Origin of the sequence: Corynebacterium sp. TAE3-ERU12 (assembly GCF_019209905.1) — a bacterium.
Classification (GTDB): Bacteria; Actinomycetota; Actinomycetes; order Mycobacteriales; family Mycobacteriaceae; genus Corynebacterium.
In genome coordinates this window covers 1356728-1383380 of the sequence record NZ_JAHUTM010000001.1, presented here as the reverse complement: position 1 = coordinate 1383380, position 26653 = coordinate 1356728, and the positions used below count along the sequence as shown (strand labels likewise).

Annotated in this window: 25 protein-coding genes, 1 tRNA gene and 2 rRNA genes; 27 read left to right on the top strand and 1 reads right to left on the bottom strand. The window is 62.7% G+C overall.

Annotation, left to right across the window (positions count from 1 at the left end):
• From KRX51_RS06325 to KRX51_RS06225, 21 genes are all read left to right on the top strand, one after another.
• Nucleotides 1–120 (top strand): 23S ribosomal RNA (locus KRX51_RS06325); the annotation flags it as partial.
• A gap of 134 nt (nucleotides 121–254) precedes the next feature.
• Nucleotides 255–372 (top strand): 5S ribosomal RNA (gene rrf / locus KRX51_RS06320).
• Between the two features lie 172 nt (nucleotides 373–544).
• Nucleotides 545–1402 carry a ribonuclease H gene (locus KRX51_RS06315; RefSeq protein WP_218362179.1) on the top strand — a complete coding sequence of 286 codons (858 nt, stop codon included), beginning with the start codon at nucleotides 545–547 and terminating at the stop codon, nucleotides 1400–1402.
• 96 nt (nucleotides 1403–1498) lie between these two features.
• On the top strand, nucleotides 1499–2407 hold the full coding sequence (locus KRX51_RS06310; protein WP_218362178.1) for a tetratricopeptide repeat protein: 909 nt from the start codon (nucleotides 1499–1501) through the stop codon (nucleotides 2405–2407).
• Between the two features lie 4 nt (nucleotides 2408–2411).
• Entirely contained in the window at nucleotides 2412–3443 is a 1032-nt protein-coding gene (locus tag KRX51_RS06305) for an HAD-IIA family hydrolase (RefSeq protein WP_218362177.1), read from the top strand.
• Nucleotides 3444–3448: 5 nt separating this feature from the next.
• Nucleotides 3449–3640 (top strand): hypothetical protein, encoded by a 192-nt coding sequence (locus KRX51_RS06300; protein ID WP_218362176.1) that lies wholly within the window; start codon nucleotides 3449–3451, stop codon nucleotides 3638–3640.
• Nucleotides 3633–4472: a TlyA family RNA methyltransferase gene (locus KRX51_RS06295; RefSeq protein WP_218362175.1), complete on the top strand. Its 840-nt coding sequence runs from the start codon at nucleotides 3633–3635 to the stop codon at nucleotides 4470–4472. Before KRX51_RS06300 ends, KRX51_RS06295 begins: the two co-directional genes overlap by 8 nt.
• A 100-nt stretch (nucleotides 4473–4572) precedes the next feature.
• Nucleotides 4573–5478: an NAD kinase gene (locus KRX51_RS06290; RefSeq protein ID WP_218362174.1), complete on the top strand. Its 906-nt coding sequence runs from the start codon at nucleotides 4573–4575 to the stop codon at nucleotides 5476–5478.
• A 5-nt stretch (nucleotides 5479–5483) separates the two neighbouring features.
• Nucleotides 5484–7220, top strand: a complete 1737-nt coding sequence (gene recN, locus KRX51_RS06285) for a DNA repair protein RecN (RefSeq protein WP_218362173.1) — start codon at nucleotides 5484–5486, stop codon at nucleotides 7218–7220.
• A 79-nt stretch (nucleotides 7221–7299) separates the two neighbouring features.
• Nucleotides 7300–8487 carry a putative cytokinetic ring protein SteA gene (gene steA, locus KRX51_RS06280; protein WP_218362172.1) on the top strand — a complete coding sequence of 396 codons (1188 nt, stop codon included), beginning with the start codon at nucleotides 7300–7302 and terminating at the stop codon, nucleotides 8485–8487.
• 30 nt (nucleotides 8488–8517) lie between these two features.
• Nucleotides 8518–9573: a copper transporter gene (locus KRX51_RS06275; RefSeq protein ID WP_218362171.1), complete on the top strand. Its 1056-nt coding sequence runs from the start codon at nucleotides 8518–8520 to the stop codon at nucleotides 9571–9573.
• Between the two features lie 219 nt (nucleotides 9574–9792).
• The gene (locus KRX51_RS06270; protein WP_218362169.1) at nucleotides 9793–11448 is read left to right on the top strand and encodes a CTP synthase; all 1656 of its coding nucleotides are present in this window, start codon (nucleotides 9793–9795) and stop codon (nucleotides 11446–11448) included.
• A gap of 5 nt (nucleotides 11449–11453) precedes the next feature.
• Nucleotides 11454–12173 (top strand): NUDIX domain-containing protein, encoded by a 720-nt coding sequence (locus KRX51_RS06265; RefSeq protein ID WP_218362168.1) that lies wholly within the window; start codon nucleotides 11454–11456, stop codon nucleotides 12171–12173.
• 3 nt (nucleotides 12174–12176) lie between these two features.
• Nucleotides 12177–13133, top strand: coding sequence for a site-specific tyrosine recombinase XerD (locus KRX51_RS06260; protein ID WP_218362167.1), 957 nt, complete (start codon nucleotides 12177–12179; stop codon nucleotides 13131–13133).
• A gap of 146 nt (nucleotides 13134–13279) precedes the next feature.
• A complete protein-coding gene (locus tag KRX51_RS06255) occupies nucleotides 13280–14152 on the top strand; it encodes a ParA family protein (RefSeq protein ID WP_218362166.1) in 873 nt (290 codons plus the stop codon).
• Between the two features lie 4 nt (nucleotides 14153–14156).
• The gene (locus tag KRX51_RS06250; RefSeq protein ID WP_218362165.1) at nucleotides 14157–15005 is read left to right on the top strand and encodes a segregation/condensation protein A; all 849 of its coding nucleotides are present in this window, start codon (nucleotides 14157–14159) and stop codon (nucleotides 15003–15005) included.
• Nucleotides 15006–15030: 25 nt separating this feature from the next.
• Nucleotides 15031–15639 (top strand): SMC-Scp complex subunit ScpB, encoded by a 609-nt coding sequence (gene scpB, locus KRX51_RS06245; RefSeq protein ID WP_218362164.1) that lies wholly within the window; start codon nucleotides 15031–15033, stop codon nucleotides 15637–15639.
• 225 nt (nucleotides 15640–15864) lie between these two features.
• Complete coding sequence (locus KRX51_RS06240; RefSeq protein ID WP_370625054.1) at nucleotides 15865–16662, top strand: pseudouridine synthase; 798 nt, start codon at nucleotides 15865–15867, stop codon at nucleotides 16660–16662.
• Nucleotides 16662–18917, top strand: coding sequence for a bifunctional cytidylate kinase/GTPase Der (gene der / locus KRX51_RS06235; protein ID WP_255549388.1), 2256 nt, complete (start codon nucleotides 16662–16664; stop codon nucleotides 18915–18917). Before KRX51_RS06240 ends, der begins: the two co-directional genes overlap by 1 nt.
• Before the next feature lie 117 nt (nucleotides 18918–19034).
• Entirely contained in the window at nucleotides 19035–19919 is an 885-nt protein-coding gene (locus KRX51_RS06230; protein ID WP_218362162.1) for a PASTA domain-containing protein, read from the top strand.
• A 62-nt stretch (nucleotides 19920–19981) separates the two neighbouring features.
• A tRNA-Pro gene (locus KRX51_RS06225) sits at nucleotides 19982–20055 on the top strand.
• Nucleotides 20056–20157: 102 nt separating this feature from the next.
• On the opposite strand, the gene rraA is transcribed toward KRX51_RS06225, so the two are convergent.
• A complete protein-coding gene (gene rraA, locus KRX51_RS06220; RefSeq protein ID WP_218362161.1) occupies nucleotides 20158–20634 on the bottom strand; it encodes a ribonuclease E activity regulator RraA in 477 nt (158 codons plus the stop codon).
• 135 nt (nucleotides 20635–20769) lie between these two features.
• Between rraA and secA2 the strand changes: the two genes are divergently transcribed.
• From secA2 to KRX51_RS06190, 6 genes are all read left to right on the top strand, one after another.
• Nucleotides 20770–23043, top strand: a complete 2274-nt coding sequence (secA2, locus tag KRX51_RS06215) for an accessory Sec system translocase SecA2 (RefSeq protein WP_218362307.1) — start codon at nucleotides 20770–20772, stop codon at nucleotides 23041–23043.
• Nucleotides 23044–23054: 11 nt separating this feature from the next.
• Nucleotides 23055–23819 (top strand): CDP-alcohol phosphatidyltransferase family protein, encoded by a 765-nt coding sequence (locus KRX51_RS06210; protein ID WP_370625038.1) that lies wholly within the window; start codon nucleotides 23055–23057, stop codon nucleotides 23817–23819.
• 109 nt (nucleotides 23820–23928) lie between these two features.
• On the top strand, nucleotides 23929–24363 hold the full coding sequence (gene odhI, locus KRX51_RS06205; protein WP_218362160.1) for an oxoglutarate dehydrogenase inhibitor Odhl: 435 nt from the start codon (nucleotides 23929–23931) through the stop codon (nucleotides 24361–24363).
• 160 nt (nucleotides 24364–24523) lie between these two features.
• On the top strand, nucleotides 24524–25258 hold the full coding sequence (locus KRX51_RS06200) for a MerR family transcriptional regulator (protein ID WP_370625037.1): 735 nt from the start codon (nucleotides 24524–24526) through the stop codon (nucleotides 25256–25258).
• Nucleotides 25259–25315: 57 nt separating this feature from the next.
• Nucleotides 25316–25930, top strand: coding sequence for a bifunctional nuclease domain-containing protein (locus KRX51_RS06195; protein WP_218362159.1), 615 nt, complete (start codon nucleotides 25316–25318; stop codon nucleotides 25928–25930).
• Nucleotides 25931–26102: 172 nt separating this feature from the next.
• Nucleotides 26103–26648 carry a MerR family transcriptional regulator gene (locus KRX51_RS06190; RefSeq protein ID WP_218362158.1) on the top strand — a complete coding sequence of 182 codons (546 nt, stop codon included), beginning with the start codon at nucleotides 26103–26105 and terminating at the stop codon, nucleotides 26646–26648.
• The last annotated feature ends 5 nt before the right edge of the window (nucleotides 26649–26653 follow it).

Genomic DNA, 26653 nt, shown 5'->3' with positions numbered 1-26653 from the left:
CTGTTCTGAGATAAGGTTTCGTATGAGGTTCCCTGTAGATGACAGGGTTGATAGGCCGGATCTGGAAGCACCGTGAGGTGTGGAGGTGACCGGTACTAATACACCGATACAACACACACAAAAATATTTGGTGTCACCAACCAGCCACACGGGCTGCATTGATGATGAGTATTGTGTTCGCGTCCACTATCTGGTGTCTGGCACACCACCGCTAAACCCCCGTTTGGGGTTTGGTTCACGTGCCGAATTGATGTGCCGGTGGCATTCAGCGGCGGGGTCACGCCCGGTCCCATTCCGAACCCGGAAGCTAAGCCCGCCAGCGCCGATGGTACTGCACCCGGGAGGGTGTGGGAGAGTAGGTCACCGCCGGCCCTTAAACAAATATTGGGAAGGCAACACCTCGTTGAGGTGTTGCCTTCCCTTTTTGTATTTCTACAGTCAAGTAATAAGACTTGATTGCGACTTCATTGACTCATCCTGGTCTTCAGCGCGACAGCGCTATCCGCGATCCATCAATGTCCGACCGTGTGGGATACTTCTTGCTATGACAATTCGAGCTGCTGCGGACGGTTCCGCCCTCGACAACCCCGGACCAGCTGGTTGGGCGTGGTACGCCGACGATGACACCTGGGCAGCCGGCGGTTGGCCAAATTCCACCAATAATCGCGGCGAGCTCACAGCAGTCGCCGAACTCCTCGAAGCAACCGCCCACAAGGCAGAAGAACGCCTAGAGATACTGTGCGACTCCCAATACGTGATCAACTCGGTCACCAAATGGATGGCTGGGTGGAAGAAAAAAGGCTGGAAAAAGCGTAATGGCGACCCAGTCCTCAACGTCGACCTCATGCAGCGCATTGACGCTGCAATGGCCGGTCGGGATGTGAAGTTCCAATGGGTTAAAGGGCACTCCGGAAACCCCATGAATGAGGCTGCGGACAAACGAGCCCGCGAAGCCGCCATCGCCTTCAAAGAGAAGCGCTCCCCAGACTCTGGACCAGGATTCCCCGGCGACACCAGGGACCCCGGTTCCGAAGAAGAACGCAATAAACGCAAACCCGCCGCCAAAGAAAGCATCGGCGCATTATTCGACGTCGAACCAGTCGAAAAAGGCGACGACAAAAAGGCGCTTGCAGCGGTGACGGCACATCGTGTTCTCGCCCGAGCGGTCGCACAATTGCGTACCGGTGACGGTCGCAGAGCGCGCTTCCTCACCCGCGATGCAGTCGTGGTGCCAGGAGTCGAAGCCATCCCGGAAGCCTTCGTGCGCGCCCCCGCAGATGTCGGCGCCACCAGCGGCAACACCGCTGTCACCGTCGCCCGTGGTGGTGACACCATTGTGACCTGTACCTGGGATATCTCCGGTGACCCGAAGCTGGTCAGCCTGCACGCATCCCACACCTAAAATCAGCGGGCACAACCGCGGTCTTAGCTCACCTGCCGCTACTGGTAGCGTGACCATTCGATATCAGTCACACACTACGAAGGAGTTGCCCAGCCTATGGCGGAGCACGACGGTCGACGTTCTGGAGGCCGGAGTCACGGCAAGCCCGATAACTTCGGAGGCGCTCGAGGCGGCCGGGGCCGCGATGAACGTCGCGGACGAAGCGGCAACCGAGACGACCGACGCGGGCGCGGCGATGAACGCCGCCACGCCCAACGCGGCGGTCGCGACCGGGACCGCAATAACCCCAGCGGCCCCCAGCGCCCAGGATTCCGCGAAGAGCGGATGAACCTGCGCGCCAACGAACCCGATCTTCCCGATGACGTGCGCGCCGACGAGCTCGACCCGTCGGTACGCCAGGACCTGCGCTCTCTGGCCAAGGACAACGCAGACGCCGTCGCCAGGCATATGGTCATGGCCGCAACCCTGTTGATCGACGACCCGCAGCAAGCCCTGCGGCACGCCCGCGCCGCCAAGGACCGGGCCGGCCGCGTCGGCGTGGTCCGTGAAACCAACGGCGTCGTCGCCTATCACGCAGGGGAGTGGAAAGAGGCGCTATCGGAACTGCGCGCTGCCCGCCGGATGAGCGGTGGCCCCGGCATGATCGCGGTCATGGCGGACTGCGAACGCGGCCTCGGCCGTCCGGAAAAGGCCATCGAGCTCGCCCACAGCGAAGACCTCAGCGGGCTTACCGACGAAGACCGCACCGAACTCGCCATTGTTGTCGCAGGAGCGCGCCGCGACCTCGGGGATGTCGAAGCGGCCATCCTTGAACTGGAAATGCAGGACCTCGACCCGTCCCGAAAGGACCTCGAGGCAGCGCGCCTGTTCTACGCCTATGCCGATAATCTCGCCGCCGCTGACCGCGTAAGCGAAGCACGCACCTGGTTCGAACGCATCGTTGACATGGACCCCGACGACGCTCTTGGCGCCAAGCAGCGACTGAAAGAACTCCCGGAGGGCTAACCACATGGCTACCAGCGCAACCCTCGCCGCCTCCTATGACGCGGCACTGCTCGACCTCGACGGCACCATCTACGAAGGCGGCCGGCCCATCCCCGGCGCCTACGATGCACTGGTCAAGGCCGGCCTGCCGATGCTATTCGTCACCAATAACGCATCCCGGGCGCCGCGCACGGTAGCTAACCAACTCACCGAAATGGGCTATAACTGCAGCCCCGACGACGTGATGACCTCCGCCCAGGCGGCCATCGAGATGGCCAAAGACCATATCCCCGATGGCGCAACAGTGCTGGTGCTCGGCGCGGACTCCTTCCGCGAACTCGCCCGCAACGCCGGCTATACCGTGACAGACACTGCAGAAGACAACCCAGCAGCGGTCCTGCACGGGCATTCCCCAGACACCGGCTGGGCCCAGCTGTCTGAGGCCGCACTATCGATCCGCAAGGGCGCTGTCTACCTGGCCAGCAACCTCGACACCACGCTGCCTTCTGAGCGGGGACTGTGCGTGGGCAATGGATCCATGGTCGCCGCCATTGTTTCCGCCACAGGTGTAGAACCACTCAGCGCCGGCAAACCACTGCCGCCAATGTTCCACCGCGGCGCCGAACGCATCGGATCGACCAACCCATTAGCCATCGGAGACCGCCTCAACACCGATATCGCCGGAGGAAATAACGCCGGCTACGCCACGCTGATGGTCATCACCGGGGTCTCCGGGCATTTCGATGCGCTCACCGCCACCGGTGCACAACGCCCCACCTATATCGGCGCTGATATGTCCAGCCTGCTTGGGCCTATCGAACACACCCAGCCCGGCCCGCAGGCAGGATTCACCGCCAGCTGGTCCACCGATGCCGCCGGCACCATCATTATCGACGGCGGCGACGAAGACGACGAACGCCTCCACAACCCCGCCGAAGCAGCCGTGGCCGCCCTGCTCACCGCAGCAGAACTGGCCTGGGCTGATGATGCTGCCACCGTTGACAGCGTGGTCGGCGGTTCCACCGCGGCAGAATCAGCCCTGGCGGCGTGGCGGTAAAGACTATGGCAACCCCAAGCCCAGTCGACATCGCCGGCACCACCGATATCGATACGCTGCGCAGCAACTACGACGAGATCGTCGCCGAGCTCGCCGCAGACAGCGAAACCACTCCTGCTCGCGGAGCCGAGATCCTCGAACGCGCGCACCAGTTATTGCAGGACACCCTCGGCGGCCAGGGGGAACAGCGTGGCTAAAGCAAAAGGTGGCCCCAGCCGACGTCGACTCGACGCAGAACTGGTGCGCCGTAAAATCGCGCGCTCACGTGAGCACGCCACGGAACTCATCCGCGACGGCCGCGTGGAAGTAGGCGGGATTCGCGCCACGAAACCAGCCACCGGCGTCACCCCAGATATCTCCATCCGCGTCAGCGGCGGCGATGACGCAGACTGGGCCTCTCGTGGCGCCCATAAGCTCCTCGGCGCCCTGGCCGCTTTCGAACCACAAGGGCTCAGCCTCAAAGACCGCCGGGTTCTTGATGCCGGGGCATCCACCGGTGGCTTTACCGACGTGTGCCTGCGCCGCGGTGCCAGCGAAGTCGTCGCCGCCGACGTCGGCTACGGCCAACTCATCTGGCGGCTGCAAAACGACGACCGCGTCCTTGTGCTCGACCGCACCAACGTGCGCACCCTCACCCCCGAGCAGATGAATGGGCCTGCCGACGTGATGGTCGGTGACTTATCGTTTATCTCCCTGCAGCTAGTCCTACCGGCACTAGCCGACTGTATCCGGCCCGGTGGTGACCTATTGCCCATGGTCAAACCCCAATTTGAGGTCGGTAAAGACCGGCTTGGTCGGGGAGGGGTAGTCCGCAGCCCCGAACTGCGCGCCGAGGTTGTGACCGACGTCGCCACCGCCGCAGCACGCCTTGGGCTATCCACCCGCGCAGTTGTCGCTTCCCCGTTACCCGGGCCCAGCGGTAACGTCGAATACTTCCTATGGCTGGTCAACGACGGCGCCAAGACCGCACCGTCGGCAAGCGAACTCAGCGAACACGTCCAGCACGCCGTCGCCGCGGGGCCACAATAAGCGCCCACAACAACCCCGCAAGGTGCCCCGAAAGCCCGCGTGGGCAATAATGACCACCACAACCGGCGAACCCGTCGAGACCATATAAGGAGGAACCGCCATGACCCGACGTGTGTTGCTCGTGCCGCATACCGGCCGAGCCAACAACCTCGAGGCCGCCGCGGAAGCCGCCACAGAGCTCGACAAAAACGGCATTGATGTGCGCGTGCTCGCCGGCGACTACCCGGAAATGCTTATCCGGCACCCCGTGCTGGGCAGCTTCCCCCGCTTTGGCCACTCCGCCGAAGCCGCCGACGGCTGTGAACTGGTGCTCGTCCTCGGCGGTGATGGCACATTCCTGCGCGCAGCCGATATCGCCTACTCCAATGACCTCCCGGTGCTGGGCATCAATATGGGCCACGTCGGTTTTCTCGCCGAGTGGGAACAAGAATCCATGGCCGAGGCAATCGGCCGCGTCATCGACCGGAAGTGGCGCATTGAAGACCGCATGACGCTCAAGGTTGTCGTCCGCGACTCCCACGGCTACATCACCGGCGAAGGCTGGGCCCTCAACGAACTCAGCCTGGAAAATATGAACCGCCGCGGGGTACTCGACGTAGTCCTCGAAGTCGACCGCCGACCGGTGTCGTCCTACGGCTGCGATGGTGTGCTGGTATCCACGCCGACCGGCTCCACCGCCTACGCATTCTCCGCCGGCGGCCCGGTGCTGTGGCCGGAGCTCGACGCGATGCTCGTCGTGCCCAATAACGCCCACGCACTGTTCGACCGCCCCCTCGTTGTTGCCCCCGGCTCACTTATCGCCGTGGAAACCAGCCCAAGTGGAGGCCCCGCCCAAGCCATGCTGGACGGGTTCCGCCAGCTCATGGTGCCGCCGGGCTCCCGCATGGAAATCACCCGCGCCGAGCAACCAGTGCGCTGGGTGCGCCTGGACTCGGTGCCCTTCGCTGACCGCCTTGTGCATAAATTCCGCCTGCCGGTCACCGGTTGGCGGGGGCCGCGGGAGTAACCGCCATGCTCACAGACCTCGCCATCCGAAACCTTGGTGTCATCACCGGTTCCACTGTCGAGTTCGCACCGGGCCTGACCGTGCTCACCGGCGAAACCGGTGCTGGTAAAACCATGGTGGTTACCGGCCTGCGCCTGCTTGCCGGTGGGCGTGCCGACGCTGGCCGCGTCCGCTCTGGTGCCGAAAAAGCCCTGGTTGAAGGGCATATCAGTACTGACGGTATGGGGGATCTAGCCCGTGCTGCCATCACGGGCGCGCTCACCGAATGCGGCGGTGAGACCGACGAAAATGGCGAAATTTTACTCGCGCGTCAGGTTTCCGCGAAGGGCCGCTCCCGTGCCTGGGTCGGCGGGCGCACCACCCCGGCAGGCACCCTCGGCACTATTTCTGCGGCGGCTATTGCCATCCACGGCCAAAATGACCAACTGCGTCTGCTGGGCAATGACGAGCAGCGCGGCGCACTGGATCGCTATGGCGATAACGGCCACAACCAGCTGCTCGAACGCTACCGGAAGGCCTACACCACCTGGCGTGGCCTGGACAAAGACCTCAAAGAACGCACCGCCAGCCGACGGGAACTGGCGATGCGCGCCGACCAGTTACGCTTCGCCATCGACGAAATCGATGCGGTCAACCCCGAACCAGGCGAAGATGAACGCCTCGTGGAGACCGTGCGTCGCCTCCAGGACGTCGACACGCTGCGCGACGCCGCCACCGCAGCCCTTATGGCCATCGATGGTGCCGCTGAAGACACCACCAGTGAAGAATCCGCCGCCGCCGAATTGCTTGGCGGCGCCCAGCATCACCTCGCCACCGCTGGTGATGATGAGCTGCGTGACTTAGCTGAGCGGATCGGGGCGGTTACGACCGAACTTTCCGAAATCTCGGCTGACCTGGGCCGATTCGCTGAAGCGCTTCCCGACGATGACGGCGACCTGGACACATTGCTCACCCGCCAGGCCGATATCCGCCAACTCACCCGGAAATACGCCCCCACTATCGACGGGGTGCTTACCTGGCGCACGAAGGCCGCTGCGCAGCTCGACAGCCTCGATGTGTCCGAAGAAGCCCTCGACGAATTGGCTAAAAAGGTCGCCGCGGCGCATAAAGATCTGCAGGCCGTGGCGAAAAAACTCACCAGTTCACGCTCTGCATTGGCAAAGAAACTCGGTGCCGCGGTGACTGAGGAACTCGCCGGGCTGGCCATGCCGAATTCGGTCCTCCAGGTCAGCGTGGACGACGCTGGTGGTTTCGGCCCCGAGGGCGCCGATACCGTCACCTTCGGACTTGCCGGGCATGCCGACGACACCCCACGGCCCCTGGCCACCAGCGCCTCCGGCGGTGAACTATCCCGCGTGATGCTTGCCCTGGAAGTAGTACTGGCCAGCAGCGATAGTGGCCAAACACTGGTTTTCGACGAAGTCGATGCCGGTGTCGGTGGCCGCGCCGCCGTCGAGATCGGTCGCCGCCTGGCTCGCCTGGCGCAACGCAATCAGGTCATCGTGGTCACCCATTTGCCGCAGGTCGCCGCCTACGCCGATACCCACCTCCACATCGCCAAGGACTCCGGTGCCAGCAGCGTGGAAAGCGGAGTGAACGAACTCAGCCGCAATCAACGAGTCGAGGAACTAGCCCGCATGATGGCTGGTCTCGACGACACCGAATCAGGCCGCGCTCACGCCACCGATCTGCTCGAGCGGGCCGAATATGACCGTGCGCAGCTGTCCACGTCGCGCCGATGACGTCGGAAAGCTAGCGACACGCAGGAGCTAAGCGGCGCGCCTCCCCAGGCCGCGCCCCAGTGCGGGGCACACTGTGCACATGAGTCTCTTCTCCCGGAACTCCGACGAACTCCCAGGCCTGACCGGCACTGTCCGCGATGGCCTGCGCCTGGACCGTGCCTTGCGCAAACTTTCGGCCGGAGACATTCTTGTCCTCGACGCCCCAGACATCCCCCTGGAGGTGGCCCGCCGCATTGTCGCCGCGAAGGCCGCCGCAGTGATCAACGCCGCCGAGTTCTCCACCGGTAACGTGCCGAATTACGGCCCCCAGCTGCTGCTGGAAAACGGTGTGCAGCTCGTCGAAAACGCCGGTACCGAGGCCTTCGAGAAGATTAAGGACGGCAAAACCGGCCGCCTGCACGAAGGCAAGCTCTACTACGGAGACCGCCGCGTGGCAGCCGGTGACGAAGTTGATACCGACAGCCTCGTCCGCACATTCAACGAGGCCCGCACCAGCCTGGTCGACCGCATGGAGGCCCTATCCGGCAACCTGGTGGAATTCTCGGCCACTGAAGCCCCGCTTTATGTCGATGGCCTCGGCATCCCGATGATCGACCCGAAGCTGCACAACCGCAAAACAGTGGTGGTCAGCCCCGGCCCGCGCCATGAAGAGACGCTGAAGAACCTGTCGAACTTCATCCGCGAGTACGACCCAGTACTCATTGGTGTCGACGCTGGTGCCGACACCCTCAAGGATGCTGGCTACCTGCCGGACCTCATCATCGGCGACCCGAAAAGCATGCGCGCTGAAACGCTGCGTTGTGGCGCCCAAGTGGTGTTGCCCGCCGATCCTGATGGTCACGCCGCCGGCCTTGAGCGCATCCAGGACCTCAATATTGGGGCTATCACCTTCCCGGCGCTGACTGATTCGGCCACCGACCTGGCGTTGCTGCTCGCTGAGCATCACGGCGCGGAGATGATCGTCAACGTCGGCGCCCCAGTCAACCTCGATGGTGTTTTCGCCGCCGCTGATAACCCGGAAACCCCCTCGGCGCTGCTGGCCCGCCTCAAGGCCGGTGGCAAACTCGTCGACGGCGAGGTAGTTGCTGACCTGTACCGAGTTCAGGGCGGTGGCTTCGGCGTGGCGTGGGCCATTCTGGCCGTCCTTATCGCTATTGCCGTGATTGTGCTGATTGCGGGCTTCACTGGCGATGATTCTGTGCAGCAGAACCTCATCAACACGTGGAACTCCATCGCGTTGCGGTTCCAAGAACTGTTCAAGCGGTAGCAGCCCACCCAACACGTCAGGAGAAACCAGATGAGTAAGCGACGCGGCAGCGGCAACACCTCTGCCATTATCACCGGCCTCGGGCTGGGTATCGCCGCAGGTTCGGCGCTGGGTGCCTTCGTGCTGGCCCCCGACGGAGGGATCACCATCGGCGGTGCTTCGGCTGAACAGCGCGCCGCCGCTGAGGCAGAAGCGCAGCAGGCCAATGAGCGCGCCGACGTGGCGGAGGAAGTCTTAGCCGCCGTTGAGCAGGACATCATCGGCGATGAACTGTCCGATGTCCCGGTTACCGTCATCGCCACCCCCGATGCGGACCGCGATGACACCAAAGCTGTCCGCGCCGCCCTGACCACCGCCGGGGCCGAAGATGCCGGTCTTATCACCCTGACTGATAAGGCACTGAGTTCTGATGGTGTCGATGAGCTCGGCGATGTTGTTGCCGGCGCTTTGCCAGGTGGGGCGAAACTTGACGAAAACCGCCTCAACCCAGGCCGGCACGCCGGCCAGGCCCTGGCTGCGGCGCTCCTCACCGACCAGGCGGGTACTCCGAGGGCCAGCGACGGGGATCGTGAATTGATGCTGGCCTCGCTGAAAGAAACTGGTTTTATTGAATACCGCGATGGGGCGGTGAAACCAGCTGGGGCCATCGTGTTCCTTGCCGGTAATGGTGCTGGTACTAATCCGAGTGACGATGAGGTCATGCCCGGTGCTTTCGGCTCCAATGTGTTCGCCGAAATGGTCACCGCTGTGCATGAGGCCGGCCCGGTAGTGCTCGCGGCCCGTCCCGAAGCCACTGGTGAAGACGGTGTGATTACCTCCCTCGGGGAGGTCCCCAATGGCGACGAGGTCGATACTGTCAGCGTGATCGGTGATGCCGCCGGCCGCATTATGATGATCAACGACCTGCGGAATCAGCTCAACGCACCCGCCCCGGAACCTTCCGCTGCCCCCGACCAGGGCGCTGCTGGGGCCGAGGGCAATGAGGGCGCGGCAGCACCCCAGCCGGCCCCGGAAGAGCAGCCCGCAGCGCCGGACCAGCCCGCCGGGGAGCAGTCCGCGCCCGGACAGCCCGCCGCGGAGCAGTAGCCGCCGCACCTGATTGCCGTGCGTTTGTGTAACTGTCACGTTTCGCGGCGGTAAAACCTGCGTAGGCGGGTGCAGGTCACCCCGGTGCGCACCGTTTTGGTGTTGGCTGGGGTGCGCGCCGACCGATAGGCTGAAGTCCCGTGGTCGTGTTCAACGCGGCCCGCCATCACGGTTCAACAGCCACCGCGATGGCTTCACCACCGACCCCGGGGAGCCCGAGTGAACCGCAGCCGAGGCGCAGAGCACGTCACCAAATACATCATCGTTACCGGAGGCGTCGCCTCGTCGCTAGGCAAGGGGCTGACCGCCTCGAGCCTGGGCCGGTTGCTGACCTCCCGTGGCCTGAAGGTCACCATGCAGAAACTGGACCCGTATCTCAACGTCGATCCGGGCACCATGAACCCCTTCCAGCACGGCGAGGTCTTTGTCACCGAAGACGGTGCCGAAACTGACCTGGATCTTGGCCACTATGAGCGGTTTTTAGATCGGGATCTCGACGGCAATGCCAATGTCACCACCGGCAAGGTGTACTCCTCGGTTATCGCCAAGGAGCGCCGCGGTGACTTCCTGGGTGAGACCGTGCAGGTCATCCCGCATATCACCGATGAGATTAAGAACCGCATCGTCGGCATGGCCCATGCTGATGCCGACGGCGGCAAGCCCGACGTGGTCATCACCGAGATCGGCGGAACGGTGGGCGATATTGAATCCCAGCCGTTCCTGGAGGCCGCCCGCCAGGTGCGCCACGATGTGGGCCGCGAGAATATTTTCTATATTCACGTATCCCTGGTGCCGTACCTGGGGCCCTCCGGTGAGCTCAAGACCAAACCCACCCAGCATTCTGTCGCTGAACTGCGCTCCATTGGCCTGGTGCCGGATGCAGTGGTGCTGCGGTGCGACCGTCAGGTCCCCGATGGGCTGAAGGAAAAGATCGCGCTCATGTGCGATGTTGACCTCGAAGGTGTGGTTTCCTGCCCTGATGCGCCGTCGATTTATGACATCCCGAAAGTTCTTTACGAAGAGCACCTCGATTCCTTCATCATTCGTCGCCTGAATCTGCCGTTCCGCGATATGGATTGGCGGAAGTGGGGCGGCCTGCTGGACCGCGTGCATTCCCCGAAGGCCACTGTGAAGGTCGCCCTCGTCGGCAAGTATGTGGATCTGCCCGACGCGTACCTGTCCGTGACTGAGGCTATTCGTGCTGGTGGTTTCGATAATCAGGCCCGCGCCGAGATCCTCTGGGTGCCTTCCGACGACTGCGCCACCGATGAAGGCGCCGCGCGTGCCTTGGGCAGTGCCGACGCTGTGGTGGTGCCCGGCGGATTCGGTATCCGCGGTATCGAGGGCAAGATCGGTGCGATTAAGTACTGCCGTGAGAATAAGATTCCGCTGCTGGGCCTGTGCCTAGGTATGCAGTGTGTGGTCATTGACGCCGCCCGCACCGCTGGTGTGGCAGCAGCCTCCTCCAGTGAGTTTGACCCGGAGGCCGCCGAGCCTGTGATCGCCACGATGGCGGAGCAGAAAGCAGCCGTGTCCGGTGAGGAAGACTTAGGCGGCACCATGCGCCTTGGTTCTTATCCGGCCACGCTCGCCAGTGACACGATTGTCGCTGACCTGTACGGCACTACCGATGTCGCTGAGCGCCACCGCCACCGCTATGAGGTCAATAATTCCTACCGGGATAGGTTGGCTGAGGCTGGTTTGGTGATTTCTGGTACCTCGCCTGATGGGGAACTGGTGGAGTTCGTGGAGTACCCGCGCGAACAGCATCCCTTCCTTGTCGCTACCCAGGCGCACCCGGAGTACAAGTCCCGCCCGACTAAGGCGCACCCGTTGTTCTCCGGCCTGATTCGCGCCGCCCTGCAGCGTGGGTAATAACTATGGCTGAGACTTCTCACACCCCTGGACAGCACGTTTTCGATGTGGTGGATTCGACCATCTTGGTGGAGTCACCAATTCTGGCGTTTCGTCGTGACCGGGTGCGTATGCCGGGTGGCCGGATAGCTAACCGCGAAATTGTGGAGCATTTCGGTGCCGTCGCAGTGGTCGCGGTCGATGCCCAGAACCGGGTGGCGATGGTGCGCCAGTGGCGCCAGGCCGCAGGGGAACGGCTGTGGGAATTGCCGGCCGGGTTGCTCGACGTCGCTGATGAGCAGCCCTTAGCCGCGGCCCGTCGGGAATTGGCGGAGGAGGCTGGTTTGGCTTCTGCGCAGTGGTCCACGTTGGTGGATATCTGGACTTCCCCGGGGTTCGCCCAGGAGGCGGTGCGGATTTTGCTGGCCGAGGATGTGCACGAGGTTCAGCGCCCGGAAGCACCCGATGATGAAGAAGCCGATCTCGTACTGGACTGGTTTGAGCTGGACCAGGCCATTGACATGGTGTTGTCCGGCGAGATCCGCAATGGCATTGCGGTAGCAGGCATTCTGGCTGCGGTGCAGGTGCTGCAGCATGGTCGGCCGCGTCGCGCAGCTGATCCGGATTTCACTATTCGCCCGCGTGCTTTAGCGGATCGTCGCAAGCAGCAGCTAGGTGGCGGTGACCTCAAGCGCGTGCCCAACCCTGATGCGGCCGACGGTGGCGCCGGCGCTGTTATGGAGTAGGCAATGTCTGCGGAGGATGATCTTTCACCGCAGCTTGCCGACGAGGGCGCGGCCTTCCTCGGCCATATGGCCGTCGAGCGTGGCGCTAGCGGCAATACTCTTGCCGCCTACCGACGTGATGTGCGGCGCTACCTGAACTACCTCAACAGTGTGGGGCGGTCCAGTTTGGGGGAGGTGACCGCGGTTGATATTTCTGCGTTTCTGGAGCAGCTGCGCCGCGGTGATGCTGAGGCCGGACAAGCCCCTTTGGCGGCTACTTCGGTAGCGCGGGTGTTGTCCACGGTTCGGGGGATGCACCGTTTCGCTGTCGGGGAAGGCGATATTGCCGATGATGTCGCCGCTCGGGTGCAGCCGCCGAAAGCCCCGCAACGCTTACCGAAGGCGCTCACTATTGCCGAGGTCGAAAAGCTCATCGATGCGGTGCCGACGGGGGAGTCGGCGGCTATTTCGGATATCCGTGATGCCGCGTTGGTTGAGTTGTTGTACTCCACCGGCGCGCGTGTTTCTGAGGTCACTGCTTTAGATATTGACGATCTGGATCGCGTGGACGGGTTGGTGCTGCTGCGCGGCAAGGGCGGTAAAGAACGCCTTGTGCCTGTCGGCACGCCAGCACTGCGGGCCGTGGAAGCGTGGTTGGTGCGGGGCCGGCCGAACCTGGTTCGGGCCGGGTCGCCGCCGGCGCTTTTATTGAATAATCGGGGCGGGCGGCTGTCCCGGCAGTCGGCTGGCAATACCTTGGCGGAGTTGGGTACGCGCTGTGGCCTTGACGGCAGGACTTCTCCGCACGCGCTGCGGCATAGTTTCGCAACGCATCTTCTCGAAGGCGGTGCGGATATTAGGGTGGTTCAGGAATTGTTGGGCCACGCCTCGGTGACCACAACGCAGATTTATACCAAGGTCACCGCTGATAGCCTGCGTAAAGCCTGGTTGCAGGCGCATCCTCGGGCCAGTAGTGGCTAGCTAGCGCCAGCTGGGTGAAGGTGTTTAGTCGGCTGCGGGCGCGCCGAAACTGGTGCGCGGGTGTGCGTAGGTACAGTGGGAATATATGCACATGAGGTGTCGGGAGACGACACCCCTAGCGAGTAGTCAAGTGAAAGGGGTTGACGGTGAGCGGAGAAGGGCTGTTTGACGCTTCAGCTAGCGAAGTCGGGCTCACTGGCCGCCCGGCGCGCGAGCTCCCAGAACCACGCCCCGTCGACCGGCACGGCCCAGCCACCGTGCTGGCCATGTGTAACCAAAAGGGTGGCGTCGGGAAAACCACCTCGACGATCAACCTCGGCGCGGCGCTTGCAGAATTTGGCCGCAAGGTGCTGCTGGTAGACCTTGACCCGCAGGGTGCGCTCTCGGCAGGCCTGGGGGTGCCCCACGAGGAACTCGACCTGACCATCTACTCGCTCATCATGGACCCGTCGCTGGATGTGCGCGACGCCATCCACACCAGCAATGTTGCTGGCCTGGATCTGGTTCCGGCCAATATTGACCTCTCTGCTGCCGAAATCCAGTTGGTCAATGAGGTCGGGCGGGAACAGGCATTAGGTCGCGCCCTGCGCCCGGTGATGAATGACTACGACTACATCATCATCGACTGCCAGCCTTCGCTGGGCCTGCTCACTGTCAATGCGCTCACCATCGCCCGTGGTGTGATGATCCCGATGGAGTGCGAATACTTCTCGCTGCGTGGCCTGGCGTTGCTCACCGATACCGTGGAGAAGGTGCGCGACCGCCTGAACTTCAATCTTGAGGTACTCGGCATTTTGGTCACCATGTTCGACCGGCGCACCCTGCACGCCCGTGAGGTGATGACCCGCCTGGTGGAAGTCTTTGATGACAAGGTTTTCGATACGGTCATCACCCGCACGGTGCGCTTCCCGGAAACTTCTGTCGCCGGAGAGCCGATCACCACGTGGGCTCCGAGCACTGAGGCGGCTAACCAGTACCGCAACCTCGCGCGCGAGGTCATTGAGCGCACCGGGGGCTAAACCCGTGGCGCGCGCTTTATCCGCGCCCGGTAATTCTGGCCCGCCTGCCGGCCAGGGGGTGCAGGAGGAAATCACTGGCTTTCAGGTCGCCCTGGCGAATTTCACTGGCCCATTCGACCTGCTGCTCCATCTCATCGGGCAGAAAAAGATGGATGTCACCGAGGTGGCTTTGGCCTCAGTAACTGATGAGTTCATTGCGTACACCCGGGGCCTGGACGCTAAGGCCGAACTGGATGAGATCACCGGTTTCCTTGTTGTCGCGGCGACCTTGCTGGATCTGAAAACAGCTCGGCTTTTGCCACGCGGTGATGTCGAAGACGATGAGGATGTCGCCGCCCTGGAGGCCCGGGATCTGTTATTCGCCCGCCTTTTGCAGTACCGCGCCTACGGCAAGGTCGCGGATCTGTTCGCCGACTGGCAGCGCGATGCCCCGCGGCGTTATCCGCGCGCTACCGGCATGGAAAACCGTTTCGCCAGCCTATTGCCCCCTGTTGAGTTAGGCATGGACCGTAATGAGTTCGCCGAATTCGCCGCTGCGGTCCTGCGCCCTAAACCCCCGGAGCAGGTCGGGGTGGAGCATATCCACATCGCACATGTCTCAGTTCCCGAGCAGGCTGGCCGCATCTTGGATGCGTTGAAACTTGCCGGGGTCAATACGTGGGTGCCGTTTACCCGCCTTATCGCCAGTTGCGAGCAGTCCATGGAGGTTATTGGTCGTTTCCTGGCTCTATTGGAGCTCTACCGAGCCCAGGCCATCGCCGCTGAGCAGGAAGAACCGCTAGCCGATTTCAACGTCCAGTGGACCGGCAAGGACGTTGATCCGGCCGTTGTCGCAGCCGCGAATTGGGCCTAGGCCTACACCGGTTAGGCTCGCAGCTATGACCACGCCCGAATCCTCTTCGCAGCCCACGCCCACCACGTCGGCAAGCACCTCTGCGGCTGGCTTGCCGACGGTATCTGCGTTGCGTGCCGGGGTGGAGGCGATCTTATTGGTTGTTGATGCCCCGGTCACTCCGATGGATATCGCCCGCGCCTTGGAGACCGACCCGGAGGCGGTGCGCACTGTGTTGCACGAGATTCGTGCCGAGTTCACTGCCCGTGGTTCTGGTTTTGACCTGCGCGAACTCAGTGATGGGTGGCGCCTTTATACCCAGCCGGAGCATGCCGACGCGGTGGAGCGATTCCTGCTTGATGGGACGCATACGAAACTTTCCCGGGCCGCGCTGGAAACCTTGGCTGTGGTTGCCTACCGCCAGCCAGTGACCCGCGCCCAGGTTTCGGCGGTGCGTGGGGTCAATTGTGACGGGGTGATGCGCACCTTGCTTGCCCGTGGCCTGGTTGCTGAGGCGGGGGAGGAGCCTGCAACTGGCGCGCACCTCTACATCACCACCGAGCTGCTGCTGGAACAGTTGGGTATTGACTCCCTGGAGGCCCTGCCTGACTTGGCGCCATTGCTTCCCGACGTTGACCTCATCGACGAGCCATAGTTGTCGCCACCATAGGACTAGGCAAAAACGGCCGTTGGGACCTAGACTAGTTAGCGAATGTGCCTGTGTAGGCACACTGTTTTTTACCGACCCCGACGCCGAATCGGCCCGGGGTTACTCAATTTTTAAGGACGTGTACACGTGACTCCCGCTCGCCGAGACGGCACACCGGACCACAACCGCGGCAAGAGCCGCGCCACCAACGAAGGCGCCTCCGGACATTTCGTGTCCCAGGCCCGACCAGCCCGACACCAGCACGTCCGCAATAAGAATGAGGCGTCGTCGGAAGAGAATAAGGTGCGCCTGCAGAAGGTGCTCGCCCAGGCTGGCGTGGCATCGCGGCGCATGGCCGAAAAACTCATCGAAGACGGCCGCGTTGAGGTCGACGGCAAAATCATCACCCGCCAGGGTGTGCGCGTCGACCCGGCCACCGCGGTGATCCGCGTCGATGGTTCGCGGGTCATTGCCGATAATGAATTGCAGTACTTCGTGCTGAATAAGCCGCTTGGTATGCATTCGACCATGCACGACGATCAGGGCCGCCCCTGTGTCGGCGACCTGGTCAGTGAGAAAGTAGCTGCCGGGCAGCGCCTTTTCCACGTCGGCCGGCTCGATGCCAATACTGAGGGCCTGCTGCTGCTGACCAATGATGGTGAGCTCGCCAACCGGCTGATGCACCCGCGCTATAACGTCACCAAAACCTACCTGGCCACCGTGATCGGTGAGGCCGACCGCGCGCTGGTGAAGACACTCACCGACGGCATTGAGCTTGACGACGGCCCCGCCAAAGCTGATTTCGTACAGGTCGTGGACGCCTGGCAGGGCCGCGCCATTGTGCGTGTGGAACTGCACGAAGGGCGCAAGCACATTGTGCGCCGGATGCTGAAAGAAGCCGGCTACCCCGTGCAGCGCCTGGTTCGCACCAAGCTGCACACCGTCCAACTGGGTGAACAAAACCCCGGCACCTTGCGCGCTTTGAACCGCGCCGAGATCGCCAGCTTGTACAAGGCGGTGGGCCTGTAATGACCACCCAGAACCACGACCAGGAGAAATCCATGTCTGACGCCACCGCGCAGCTACTTGTTGCAATCGACGGACCGTCCGGCACCGGTAAATCCACCGTGTCCCGCGCCGTCGCCGAACGCCTCGGGATGAACTACCTCGACACCGGCGCCATGTACCGCGTGGCCACCCTATGGGTGCAGCGCCAGGGTATCGATCCCAGCGACACCCAGGCCGTTATTGACGCCACTGCGGAACTGCCCATGGAAGTCACCGAGGACCCCCGTTCGACTGAGGTCATCCTCGACGGCCGGGACGTGTCCTCAGAGATCCGCAGCGAAGCTGTCACCAGCGCGGTATCGGCTGTTGCCGCTATTGCCGAGGTGCGTGAAAACCTCGTCGCCCTGCAGCGCGAACTCGCCACACAAGCAGGCCGTTGCGTGGTGGAAGGCCGCGATATCGGCACTGTGGTGTTGCCGGACTGCCCGCTGAAAATCTTCATGACCGCCACCGCTGAGGTCCGCGCCCGCCGACGCTACGACCAGGACATCGCCGCTGGCCGCGAGGCTGACTACGACACCATCCTGGCCGCGGTCAATCGCCGCGATGAGCTGGACTCCACCCGTCAGACCTCCCCGCTGCGCCCCGCCGATGACGCCCGCCTGCTGGATACCTCCGAGATCGATGTCGACACTGTTATCGACACCATCCTCGGCCTCGTCGAGCAGACCTACGGCACTGCCGCCCCCAAGGCCAACGAGGGCGGCGAGCTGCCCCCGCCGTCGGCAGGCAGCGCACATGGCGATGCCGACGCCGCCATCGACCGGGCACTGGCGGACCACGAAGAAATCATCGCCGACGCCATCGCCCGCGCAGAAGCCGGAGAACTCGGCGACGATGTTGATTGGGACGAACTCGAAGAGGCCTTCGCCGCACTCTCCGGTGAGGTCGACGAGGACGAACCGCTGCCGACAGTGGCCATTGTGGGCCGACCCAATGTCGGCAAGTCCACGATGGTCAACCGCTTCATCGGCCGTCGCGAGGCTGTTGTGGAAGACTTCCCCGGCGTCACCCGCGACCGGATCAGCTACCTCGCTGACTGGGGCGGGGAGCGGTTCTGGGTGCAAGACACCGGCGGCTGGGACCCCGACGCTAAAGGTATGCACGCCGCCATCGCCCGCCAGGCCGAGGTCGCTATGGCCACCGCCGATGTGATCATCATGGTGGTGGACACCACCGTCGGCGTGACCTCCACTGATGAGGTCATGGCGCGTAAACTGCAGCGCGCCGAACAGCCAGTCATTCTGGTGGCCAATAAGTTCGAAACCGATGGCCAGCTGGGTGATGTGGCCGAATTCTGGAGCTTGGGCCTGGACTACCCCTACCCGGTTTCCGCCCTGCACGGCCGCGGTAACGCCGATGTTATGGACGAGGTGCTCCGACGCTTCCCGGAGCAGCCGCGTGCCGCCGCGCTGCCATCCGGGCCGCGCCGGGTCGCCCTCGTCGGCAAGCCCAATGTCGGCAAGTCCTCCCTGATGAACAAGATCTCCGGCGAAGACCGGGCCGTGGTCTCCGACGTCGCCGGCACTACTGTTGACCCCGTTGACACGCTGGTGCAGCTTGATGAGACGGTATGGCGGTTCGTCGATACCGCCGGGCTGCGCAAGAAGGTGCGGCAGGCCCAAGGCCACGAGTACTACGCATCGCTGCGTACCCGGGCGGCCATTGACTCCGCCGAGGTGTGCATTTTCCTCATCGACTCCTCTGAGCCAATCACCGAACAAGACCAGCGCGTGCTGCGCATGATTCTTGACTCCGGGCGGGCCCTGGTGCTGGCGTTTAATAAGTGGGACAAGATGGACGAAGACCGTCGTGACCTGCTTGAACGCGAGATCGACCTGCAGTTGGCGCATGTGCCGTGGGCGCGGCGAGTCAATATCTCCGCTAAGACCGGCCGGGCCCTGCAACGCCTCGAGCCGGCCATGCTTGACGCGCTGGACAACTGGGAAAAGCGTATCTCCACCTCGAAGCTGAACACGTGGCTACGCGGAGTGCTGCAGCAGACCCCGCCGCCAATGCGTGGTGGCCGCCTGCCGCGGGTTCTTTTCGCCACTCAGGCTTCGACCCGGCCGCCGGTGTTCGTGCTATTCACCACCCACTTCCTAGAGCACGGTTACCGTCGCTTCCTGGAACGCAAGCTGCGTGAGGACTTCGGTTTTGAGGGCTCGCCCGTGCGGATTGCGGTCCGGGTGCGCGAAAAGCGCCAGCGCCGCTAGGTGCGCTGATGCTAGCGGCGACTGCGGCTGGGCACCTTTCGGTAGGGTTGGGCGTTTAACCTATAGCTAGAGATTCCGACGATTCCGTCGATCACATCGAGGAAGAAGGACAGGGCCATGACTGATAATCGCGATAACCGGGACCCCTACGGTGAGGACAACCCCACCGAGTACATTCCGCGTGAGAACAGCAATGGTGCTGGCCCGGGCGCTGATTCTGCTACCGGATCCAATGCTGGCGATGACGCGCCCACCCAATTCTTTGGGCGCCCCGACGCTGCGAATAATGAGCCGCCGGCCACGGCGTGGAGCGAAACCCGCCAGGCCCCGGCGCCCGGTGCCGACCCGGAAGGCCCCCGTGACGCCACGGGGCAGTATTGGGCCCCGCTGACCCCGGAGGAACGCGGCTACGCCGATGCCGAATATGCCGGCAGGGGATACCAGGGCGGCGGTTATGCTGGTTCGTCGCGCACCCCGCGCCCGAACCCCGTGCAGGGAGGCCAAGGCCGCACCATCCCGCAGCCGCAGGACTCCAACAGCTCGGCGTGGCCGATCGCCATTGGTGCCATTGTGCTGCTGATTGTGGTGGTGGCGGCGTTGCTATTCGTCTTCAATAATGATGACAATCCGCCGCCGGCAGCGACGACCAGCCCGACGACGACCTCCGTCGAGCCGGAAACCACTGAACCCGAGAGCAGCCTGAACGACGAGATCGATTCCTTGCGTGATGAGATCGAATCGATGCGGGAAAACCCGCCGGAGATCCCCGGCCTGCCCGGTGGTGAGGTCAGTGAACAGGTCATCCCCGATGCCGCGGGTAAGTCCCCGGCTGAGGTGGAATTGAACCTACGTCGTCTCGGCTTCAATGACATCACCGTCTTTGATGCCAATGGTGAAGAGGTCAACTCGTTGATTGCGGTGACCGGCACCGTCGCAACCATTGATCCGCCGTCGGGAACGACGGCTAGCACCGACCAGCCGGTGCGGATGTACCTGGAGTGACCAGGCGATTCGCCGGAGCTTAGGGCTATGTTGTAGCCTGTACGAGTTGCTTCGGCGACAGCCGGACTGTGGCGCAGCTTGGTAGCGCACCTCACTGGGGGTGAGGGGGTCGCAGGTTCAAATCCTGTCAGTCCGACAAGAAATCCCACCCTTTCCGGGTGGGATTTTTTCATGCCTGTGAGGCCGGGGCGCCCCGCACGAGTCGCCCCGCACGAGTCGCCCCGCCGCCTGGTGCTCGCTACTGCACGACAATGCCGTCTTCGTCAGACCACAGGTGCTCGCCGGGCACGAAGTCGATGCCGCCGAAGCTGACCACAATATCGCGCTCACCTGCGCCGGTCTTGGTGGACTTGCGTGGGTTGGTGCCCAGCGCCTTGCACCCAAAGTCCATCTCGGCGATGACTGCGGAGTCGCGTACCGCACCGTTGACGATAATCCCGGCCCAGCCGTGGTCTCGTCCCAGGGCTGCGATGATGTCGCCGACTAGTGCGGTGTGCACCGAGGCGTCACCATCAATGACCAGCACCCCGCCGGGGTTGTCTTCACTGAGGATGGACTTCAGCAGAGCGTTGTCCTGGAAGCATTTGATGGTGGTGATGGTGCCGTGGAATTGCTTGCGGCCACCGATATTGCGCATTTGCAGGTCGCAGGAACGCACCTCGGGGCCGATATCGTCGACTAGGTCCGCAGTGGGGATGAATTCGTGCTTGGTCATGAGTGTCCTCTCTGAAGGGTTGTGGTTTTTACACTGCCAGATGTGCCGGATTGTGGGGGCGTGGGTGCGTTAGGGTGGGGGCCTAACCTCGCCGGTGGTTTCCCGGCGGCCGCGTAACCCATGGAGGACACCCCGATGGCGGGAATGAGCTGGTTCTGGAAAGCACTGGGCGGGTCCCAAGGACGCGACCAGAAACGCAGTGTTTCTTTGGTTGCTCAGGCTGCTGCGCTTGCCCCAGAGCTTGCTGAGCTTTCCGACGCTGACCTCGCCGCGCGGGCCCGTGCTGATAAGGACGATGCCCCGCAGTTATTGGCGTGTCTGCGGGAGATTTCGCAGCGCACCATCGGGTTGCGCCCATTTGATGTGCAGCTGCAGGGGGCTTTGCGCCTGCTGGAGGGCGATGTGGTGCAGATGGCCACTGGTGAGGGCAAGACCCTGTCCGGTGCGCTGGCTGCGGCTGGTTTCGCTTTGCGTGGGGACCGGGTGCATTGCATCACGGTGAATTCTTATTTGGCGGCCCGGGACGCGCGCTGGATGGGCCCGATTTTCTCGTTTATTGGTTTGACGTCGGCGGCTATTGAAGAAACCGCTGATGCCGATGCTCGTCGGCAGGCTTATGCCAGTGATGTGGTGTTCGTTGCGGTTAATGAGTTGGGTTTTGATGTGCTGCGCGATCGGGGCGCGCTGAGCCCGCAGGAGCGGGTGCAGGCCCCAGCGCGGGTGGCGATTATTGATGAGGCTGATTCGGCGCTGGTTGATGAGGCTTTGGTGCCGTTGGTGTTGGCTGGTTCGGAACCGGGTACCTCGCCCACAGGCCGGGTGACTGATGTGGTGCGTCGCCTCACCAAGGACCGGGATTACACCGTTGATCCGGGCCGTCGCAATGTGTTTTTGACTGATACCGGGGCTGCCCGCATTGAGCGCGAGTTGGGTATTTCCTCCCTGTATGACGCTGAGCATGTGGGCACGACGTTGACCCAGGTCAATGTGGCCTTGCATGCGCGGGAGCTGTTGGTGCGCGATGTGGATTATATTGTGCGCGATGGCAAGGTGGCCCTGGTTGATGGTTCACGCGGCCGGGTGGCCGATCTGCAGCGCTGGCCGGATGGTTTGCAGGCTGCGGTGGAGGCCAAGGAGGGGCTTGCGGTCACCGAGGGTGGCCGGGTGCTTGATACGTTGACGATTCAGCAGCTCATTGGCCGCTATCCGGTGACCTGCGGCATGACTGGTACTGCTACTGCCGCCGGGGATCAGTTCCGTGAGTTTTATGGGCTGACGGTGTCTGTGGTGGAACCGAATGTGCCGTGTATTCGTGTCGATGAGCCGGATCGTATTTTCGCCACGCATGAGGATTCTTTCGCCGCGGTGGTCGATGAGGTGCTCAGTGTGCATGCCACGGGGCGCCCGGTGTTGGTGGGCACCGGTGATGTTGCCGAATCAGAGCAGCTTGCCGACGCTTTGGGCGCACGTGGTGTGGATGCGGCGGTGCTTAATGCCAAAAATGATGAGGTGGAGGCCCGTGTGATTGCTGATGCCGGTGCCCTGAACGCGGTGACGGTATCAACGCAGATGGCTGGTCGCGGTACGGATATTCGCCTTGGTGGGCATGATGAGTCGCAGCGTGATGAGGTTGTGCGCCTTGGTGGGTTGTGTGTGATCGGTACGAGTCGGCATCGCACGGCGCGTCTTGATGGGCAGTTGCGGGGCCGCGCGGGGCGCCAGGGGGACCCGGGCTCGTCGGTATTTTTCGTGGCCCTTGATGATGATGTGGTGCGTGAGGGCGGTGCCGGCGAGGAGCTGGTGGTGCAGCCCGACGCGGCCGGGCAGATCACTGAGAAGCGGGCTGCGGAATATGTTGATCGCGCCCAGCGGGTGACTGAGGCGACGATGCTGTCGATTCATGCCACCACCTGGAAGTACAACAAGCTCATCGGTGACCAGCGCGCTATTTTGGATGAGCGCCGCGAACGGGTGCTCACCGGTGATGTGGCGTGGCAGGAGTTGTCCGCCAGGGAACCGGAGGCTGCCCGGCAGATGGCTGAAGTAGCTGGCGAGGACACCGCTCGGGCGGCTGCTCGTCGGATCATGTTGCACTACCTGGATGAGGGCTGGTCGCGGCATTTGGCGGATCTTGATGATCTGCGTGAGTCGGTGCATTTGCGGGCATTGGCGAAAGAAAGCCCGATTGATGAGTTTCACCGCGCCGCTATTGCCGCGTTTAAGGGGTTGGCTGCCGGTGCGGTATCCGATGCTGCCCGCACCTTCCGCAGCGTGACTGTGACCGACCAGGGCGTCGATTTTGAGGCCGAGGGTTTGGGGCGGCCAACGTCGACGTGGACCTATATGGTCAATGACAATCCGTTGGCCGGGGGGTCGACCATGGGCTCCATTGCGGATATGTTTCGGTAAAGGTTGCGTGGGTGGAATTTTCAGGGGAGCCGGGTAGCGCGGAGAGCAATGTAGCGCGTGCTCGCCGCATCTATAACGAGCGTGACCAGGCACTGCGGGATCGTTTCGGGATTCGGCCGGATCACCTGGCGCGCGCGGTGCCGCCGGGGATGGGGGATATCGCCGAGCAGCAGGCCGACGTGCCCTCAGAACGGGTCATTACGCTGCCTAATGCGCTTTCTATGCTGCGCATCGTGTTGGTGCCGGTCTATGTGTGGCTGTTGCTTGGCCCCGGGGATTATGGTGCGGCGTTGGCGGTGATGATGCTGTCGGCCTTCACCGATTGGTTGGACGGCAAGATCGCCCGCGTTTTCAATATGACGTCGAAGTTGGGGCATTATTTGGACCCGGCTGCGGATCGGCTGTTCATCATGGTCACCCCGGTGGTGTTTGTGATGATCGGGATTTTGCCGTGGTGGGTCGCTGCCCTGCTTATCGGCCGGGATGTGGTGCTTGCTCCGACGATGTTGGTCTACCGCAACCGGTCCCGCGGGGAAGTTCTCTACCTGGGCAAAGCGGCGACTTTTGCGTTGATGTTCGCGATCCCGTGCTACCTGTTGGCCGAAGCGGGCTGGTCTTTTTCCCCGTGGTTTTCGCCGTGGGCGGATGCATTGATGGTGTGGGGGACCGTTTTGTACTTGTGGACCGGGCTGTTGTACCTCGGTCGAGCATTTATTGTTGCGTTTCGGCAACGGTCGGTAGCTGCAGGTGAAGGCGGCCTGTCGGGGGCTTCATAGGGGGTTGGGGGCGCCGATATCGTCATTATCGCGTACCCCAGCGCCGCGCTGGGCGCTATGATTTAAAGCTGTAGTCGAAATCTGAAACGAACTGCGGAGGAATCCACTGATGAGCGATAACACCGGCAAGCCTGAGGCCTCGGTAGAGACCACCTCGGTGTTCCGCGCCGATCTCCTGAAGGAGATGGAGGGCGGTTCGGGCAAGGAGCCGGCCGTTTCGGGCGTCGAGAGCCTCCCGAAGGGCTCTGCACTCCTGGTGGTGAAGCGAGGCCCCAATGCGGGTTCGCGCTTCCTGCTGGACCAGTCGGTCACTACCGCTGGTCGCCACCCTGATAGCGACATTTTCCTTGATGATGTCACCGTCTCCCGTCGCCACGCAGAGTTCCGTCTGCAGGACGGCTCCTTCGAGGTCGTTGACGTCGGAAGCCTCAATGGCACCTATGTCAACCGGGAGCCGAAGAACTCGGCAACGCTCGGCAATGGTGATGAGGTGCAGATCGGCAAGTTCCGCTTGGTCTTCCTCACCGCTGGCGAGAGCGCCTAGGTTAAAAACACCCCGAACGCGCACCGCGTGGGCGAACGTCGATAACGCCTCGCCGCCGGTGCGCGATCGCACAGCGGGCGAGTTTTAGCCTTAGCAATTCCGCCTCCCCTGACAGTTTTCCCCTGTCAGGGACGCATATATCAGAAAGACACTCACTCCAGTGGCAGCAGCACAATCGGCGACCTCACATGGCGCTGCAGCGCGATCCGGTTCTGGCCGGACGATGACTATCGGCGCAGTGCTCAAAGAGCTCAAGCAGGATTTCCCGGAAATCTCCGTGTCGAAGATCCGCTTCCTCGAGACTGAGGAGCTGGTGTTTCCGGCGCGCAGCAAGTCCGGGTACCGCAAGTATTCCCCGGCCGATATTGACCGTTTGCGCTATATCCTGACCCTGCAGCGGGATCACTACATGCCGCTGAAGGTCATTCGTGAGCAGCTGGACTCCATGGATGAGGCCGCTGGTGCTGGCAATGGGTTGGCCACTGTCACCCCGTTGGTTAGTGCCGAGCAGTTTCGCCCCGCCGCCCCGGTTCGGCTCAGCAGCGCCGAGTTGGCTGCTGAAGCCGGTGTGGATGAGGACTTCATCGTCGAACTGGAGCGCGTCGGCATCCTGCGTGCGGACACTCTCGGCGAGTACGACGCCGATAGCGCTGTTGTTGCCCACACTGCGGCGCAGTTGCGTGATTACGGTATTGATTCACGCCACCTGCGGTCTGTGCTCAATGCCGCTAATCGGGAAGCTGGCCTCATTACACGTGCGGCGGCCCCGACGGCCCGGTCGCGTAAAGAAAACGCGGTACAGAAGGCCGAGGAGATGTCTCGGGAAATGACAGCACTGATGGTGTCGCTGCACGGTGTGCTGGTAAAGCGCGAAGTCAACCGCACCACTCACTAACTGCCCCGCCGCAGGCGGCAGTGGCCATAGGCCCTCGACTAGGGGAGGTATGTCGCGATGGAGAGCATCGTCAATCCCGTTGAACTTATTGTCCGCGAGGCCAATTTCGTGGGGCCAGAGGCCGACGCACTGGTCATCTTGCACTGGGAAGCCGGTCAGCGGGACGTGCCGGTGTGGATTTACCCGCCGTCGCTGCCGTTGATTGACCACGAGGCTGGCTATTTGCGCCCCTCGCGGCCGACGGTGCTTAACGCCATTGGCGACATCGTGGAGGTCTTTGGCGGTTGTGTTGACCGGGTAGAGGTGCGCGGCATCGTCGAGGGCGTGTTCATTTCCGATGTTGTGGTCATTGACAGCACCGGCCAGGAGCACCCGATTAGTCTGCGGATTTCCGAGGCGATTGCCTTGGCCCAGTCTTTGGAGCTGACCATTATTGCCCCGCAGGATTTTGTGGAGTCGGTGTCCTTGCCCACGGAGTTGGTGCAGCGCAGTGGTGCTGGTTTCCCGGAGGAGCCGGAGCAGGAGGAGTCGGTCGATGAGTTTCGGCGCTTCCTGGAGGATATTGATGCCGCTGATTTTTTGGCGTCCGACGGGGACACCCCGCAGCCTGAAACTGGCGATACTGATGTGACAGATGATGACAATAGTGATGGAAGTGCCCCCGGTAAATAACCCCGTTGGTATTTAGCTCTACCGCGATGAGCAGCGGTTTTGTTCCTAGGGTGAACTAGACCTCAACTAAAGGTTGAAACTTTAGGGTGTGTGCGGGTTATCCTGTTGACACTGACCCCACTGTGGCGAAGTATTAACTACACCGTTGTGACCCGACCTTATGGGAGCAAAAATGGCTGACGCGCACACCCCCGATGGCGTCCAGGAGTCCCTTTTCGACATGGGACCGGACGAAGAAGTGGGCTACCGCGTGCCCATTGCACTCCAGGTCGCCGGCATCACATACCGCCAGCTGGACTACTGGGCACGCACCGGACTGGTCGAACCATCAATCCGCAATGCCGCCGGCTCCGGCTCACAGCGCCTGTACTCCTTCCGCGACATCCTCGTATTGAAGATCGTCCGCGGCCTGCTCGACACCGGCATCTCCCTGCAAAATATCCGCCAGGCCGTCGATAAGCTCCGCGACCTCGGCGTCGAGGACCTCGCCACCATCACCCTGGTCTCTGACGGCCGCACCGTCTACCAGTGCCGCTCTAATGAAGAAGTCATCGACTTGCTCAATGGCGGCCAGGGCGTCTTCGGCATCGCAGTGCCAGGCATCATGAAGGAACTCGCCGGCTCCATCGCCAGCTTCCCCTCCGAACGCGTCGACGGCTGCGCAGTCGACCAGCCCGTCGACGAACTCGCCCAGCGCCGCAAGCGCCGCATCAGCTAACACAA

Coding starts and splice junctions, on each gene's coding strand:
- secA2 (WP_218362307.1), top strand. CDS start 20,770: ATGGCGGGAATGAGCTGGTTCTGGAAAGCACTGGGCGGGTCCCAAGGA.
- KRX51_RS06300 (WP_218362176.1), top strand. CDS start 3,449: ATGGCAACCCCAAGCCCAGTCGACATCGCCGGCACCACCGATATCGAT.
- KRX51_RS06230 (WP_218362162.1), top strand. CDS start 19,035: ATGACTGATAATCGCGATAACCGGGACCCCTACGGTGAGGACAACCCC.
- KRX51_RS06305 (WP_218362177.1), top strand. CDS start 2,412: ATGGCTACCAGCGCAACCCTCGCCGCCTCCTATGACGCGGCACTGCTC.
- steA (WP_218362172.1), top strand. CDS start 7,300: ATGAGTCTCTTCTCCCGGAACTCCGACGAACTCCCAGGCCTGACCGGC.
- KRX51_RS06195 (WP_218362159.1), top strand. CDS start 25,316: ATGGAGAGCATCGTCAATCCCGTTGAACTTATTGTCCGCGAGGCCAAT.
- KRX51_RS06275 (WP_218362171.1), top strand. CDS start 8,518: ATGAGTAAGCGACGCGGCAGCGGCAACACCTCTGCCATTATCACCGGC.
- KRX51_RS06265 (WP_218362168.1), top strand. CDS start 11,454: ATGGCTGAGACTTCTCACACCCCTGGACAGCACGTTTTCGATGTGGTG.
- recN (WP_218362173.1), top strand. CDS start 5,484: ATGCTCACAGACCTCGCCATCCGAAACCTTGGTGTCATCACCGGTTCC.
- KRX51_RS06315 (WP_218362179.1), top strand. CDS start 545: ATGACAATTCGAGCTGCTGCGGACGGTTCCGCCCTCGACAACCCCGGA.
- KRX51_RS06190 (WP_218362158.1), top strand. CDS start 26,103: ATGGCTGACGCGCACACCCCCGATGGCGTCCAGGAGTCCCTTTTCGAC.
- odhI (WP_218362160.1), top strand. CDS start 23,929: ATGAGCGATAACACCGGCAAGCCTGAGGCCTCGGTAGAGACCACCTCG.
- KRX51_RS06290 (WP_218362174.1), top strand. CDS start 4,573: ATGACCCGACGTGTGTTGCTCGTGCCGCATACCGGCCGAGCCAACAAC.
- rraA (WP_218362161.1), bottom strand. CDS start 20,634: ATGACCAAGCACGAATTCATCCCCACTGCGGACCTAGTCGACGATATC.
- KRX51_RS06310 (WP_218362178.1), top strand. CDS start 1,499: ATGGCGGAGCACGACGGTCGACGTTCTGGAGGCCGGAGTCACGGCAAG.
- KRX51_RS06260 (WP_218362167.1), top strand. CDS start 12,177: ATGTCTGCGGAGGATGATCTTTCACCGCAGCTTGCCGACGAGGGCGCG.
- der (WP_255549388.1), top strand. CDS start 16,662: ATGACCACCCAGAACCACGACCAGGAGAAATCCATGTCTGACGCCACC.
- scpB (WP_218362164.1), top strand. CDS start 15,031: ATGACCACGCCCGAATCCTCTTCGCAGCCCACGCCCACCACGTCGGCA.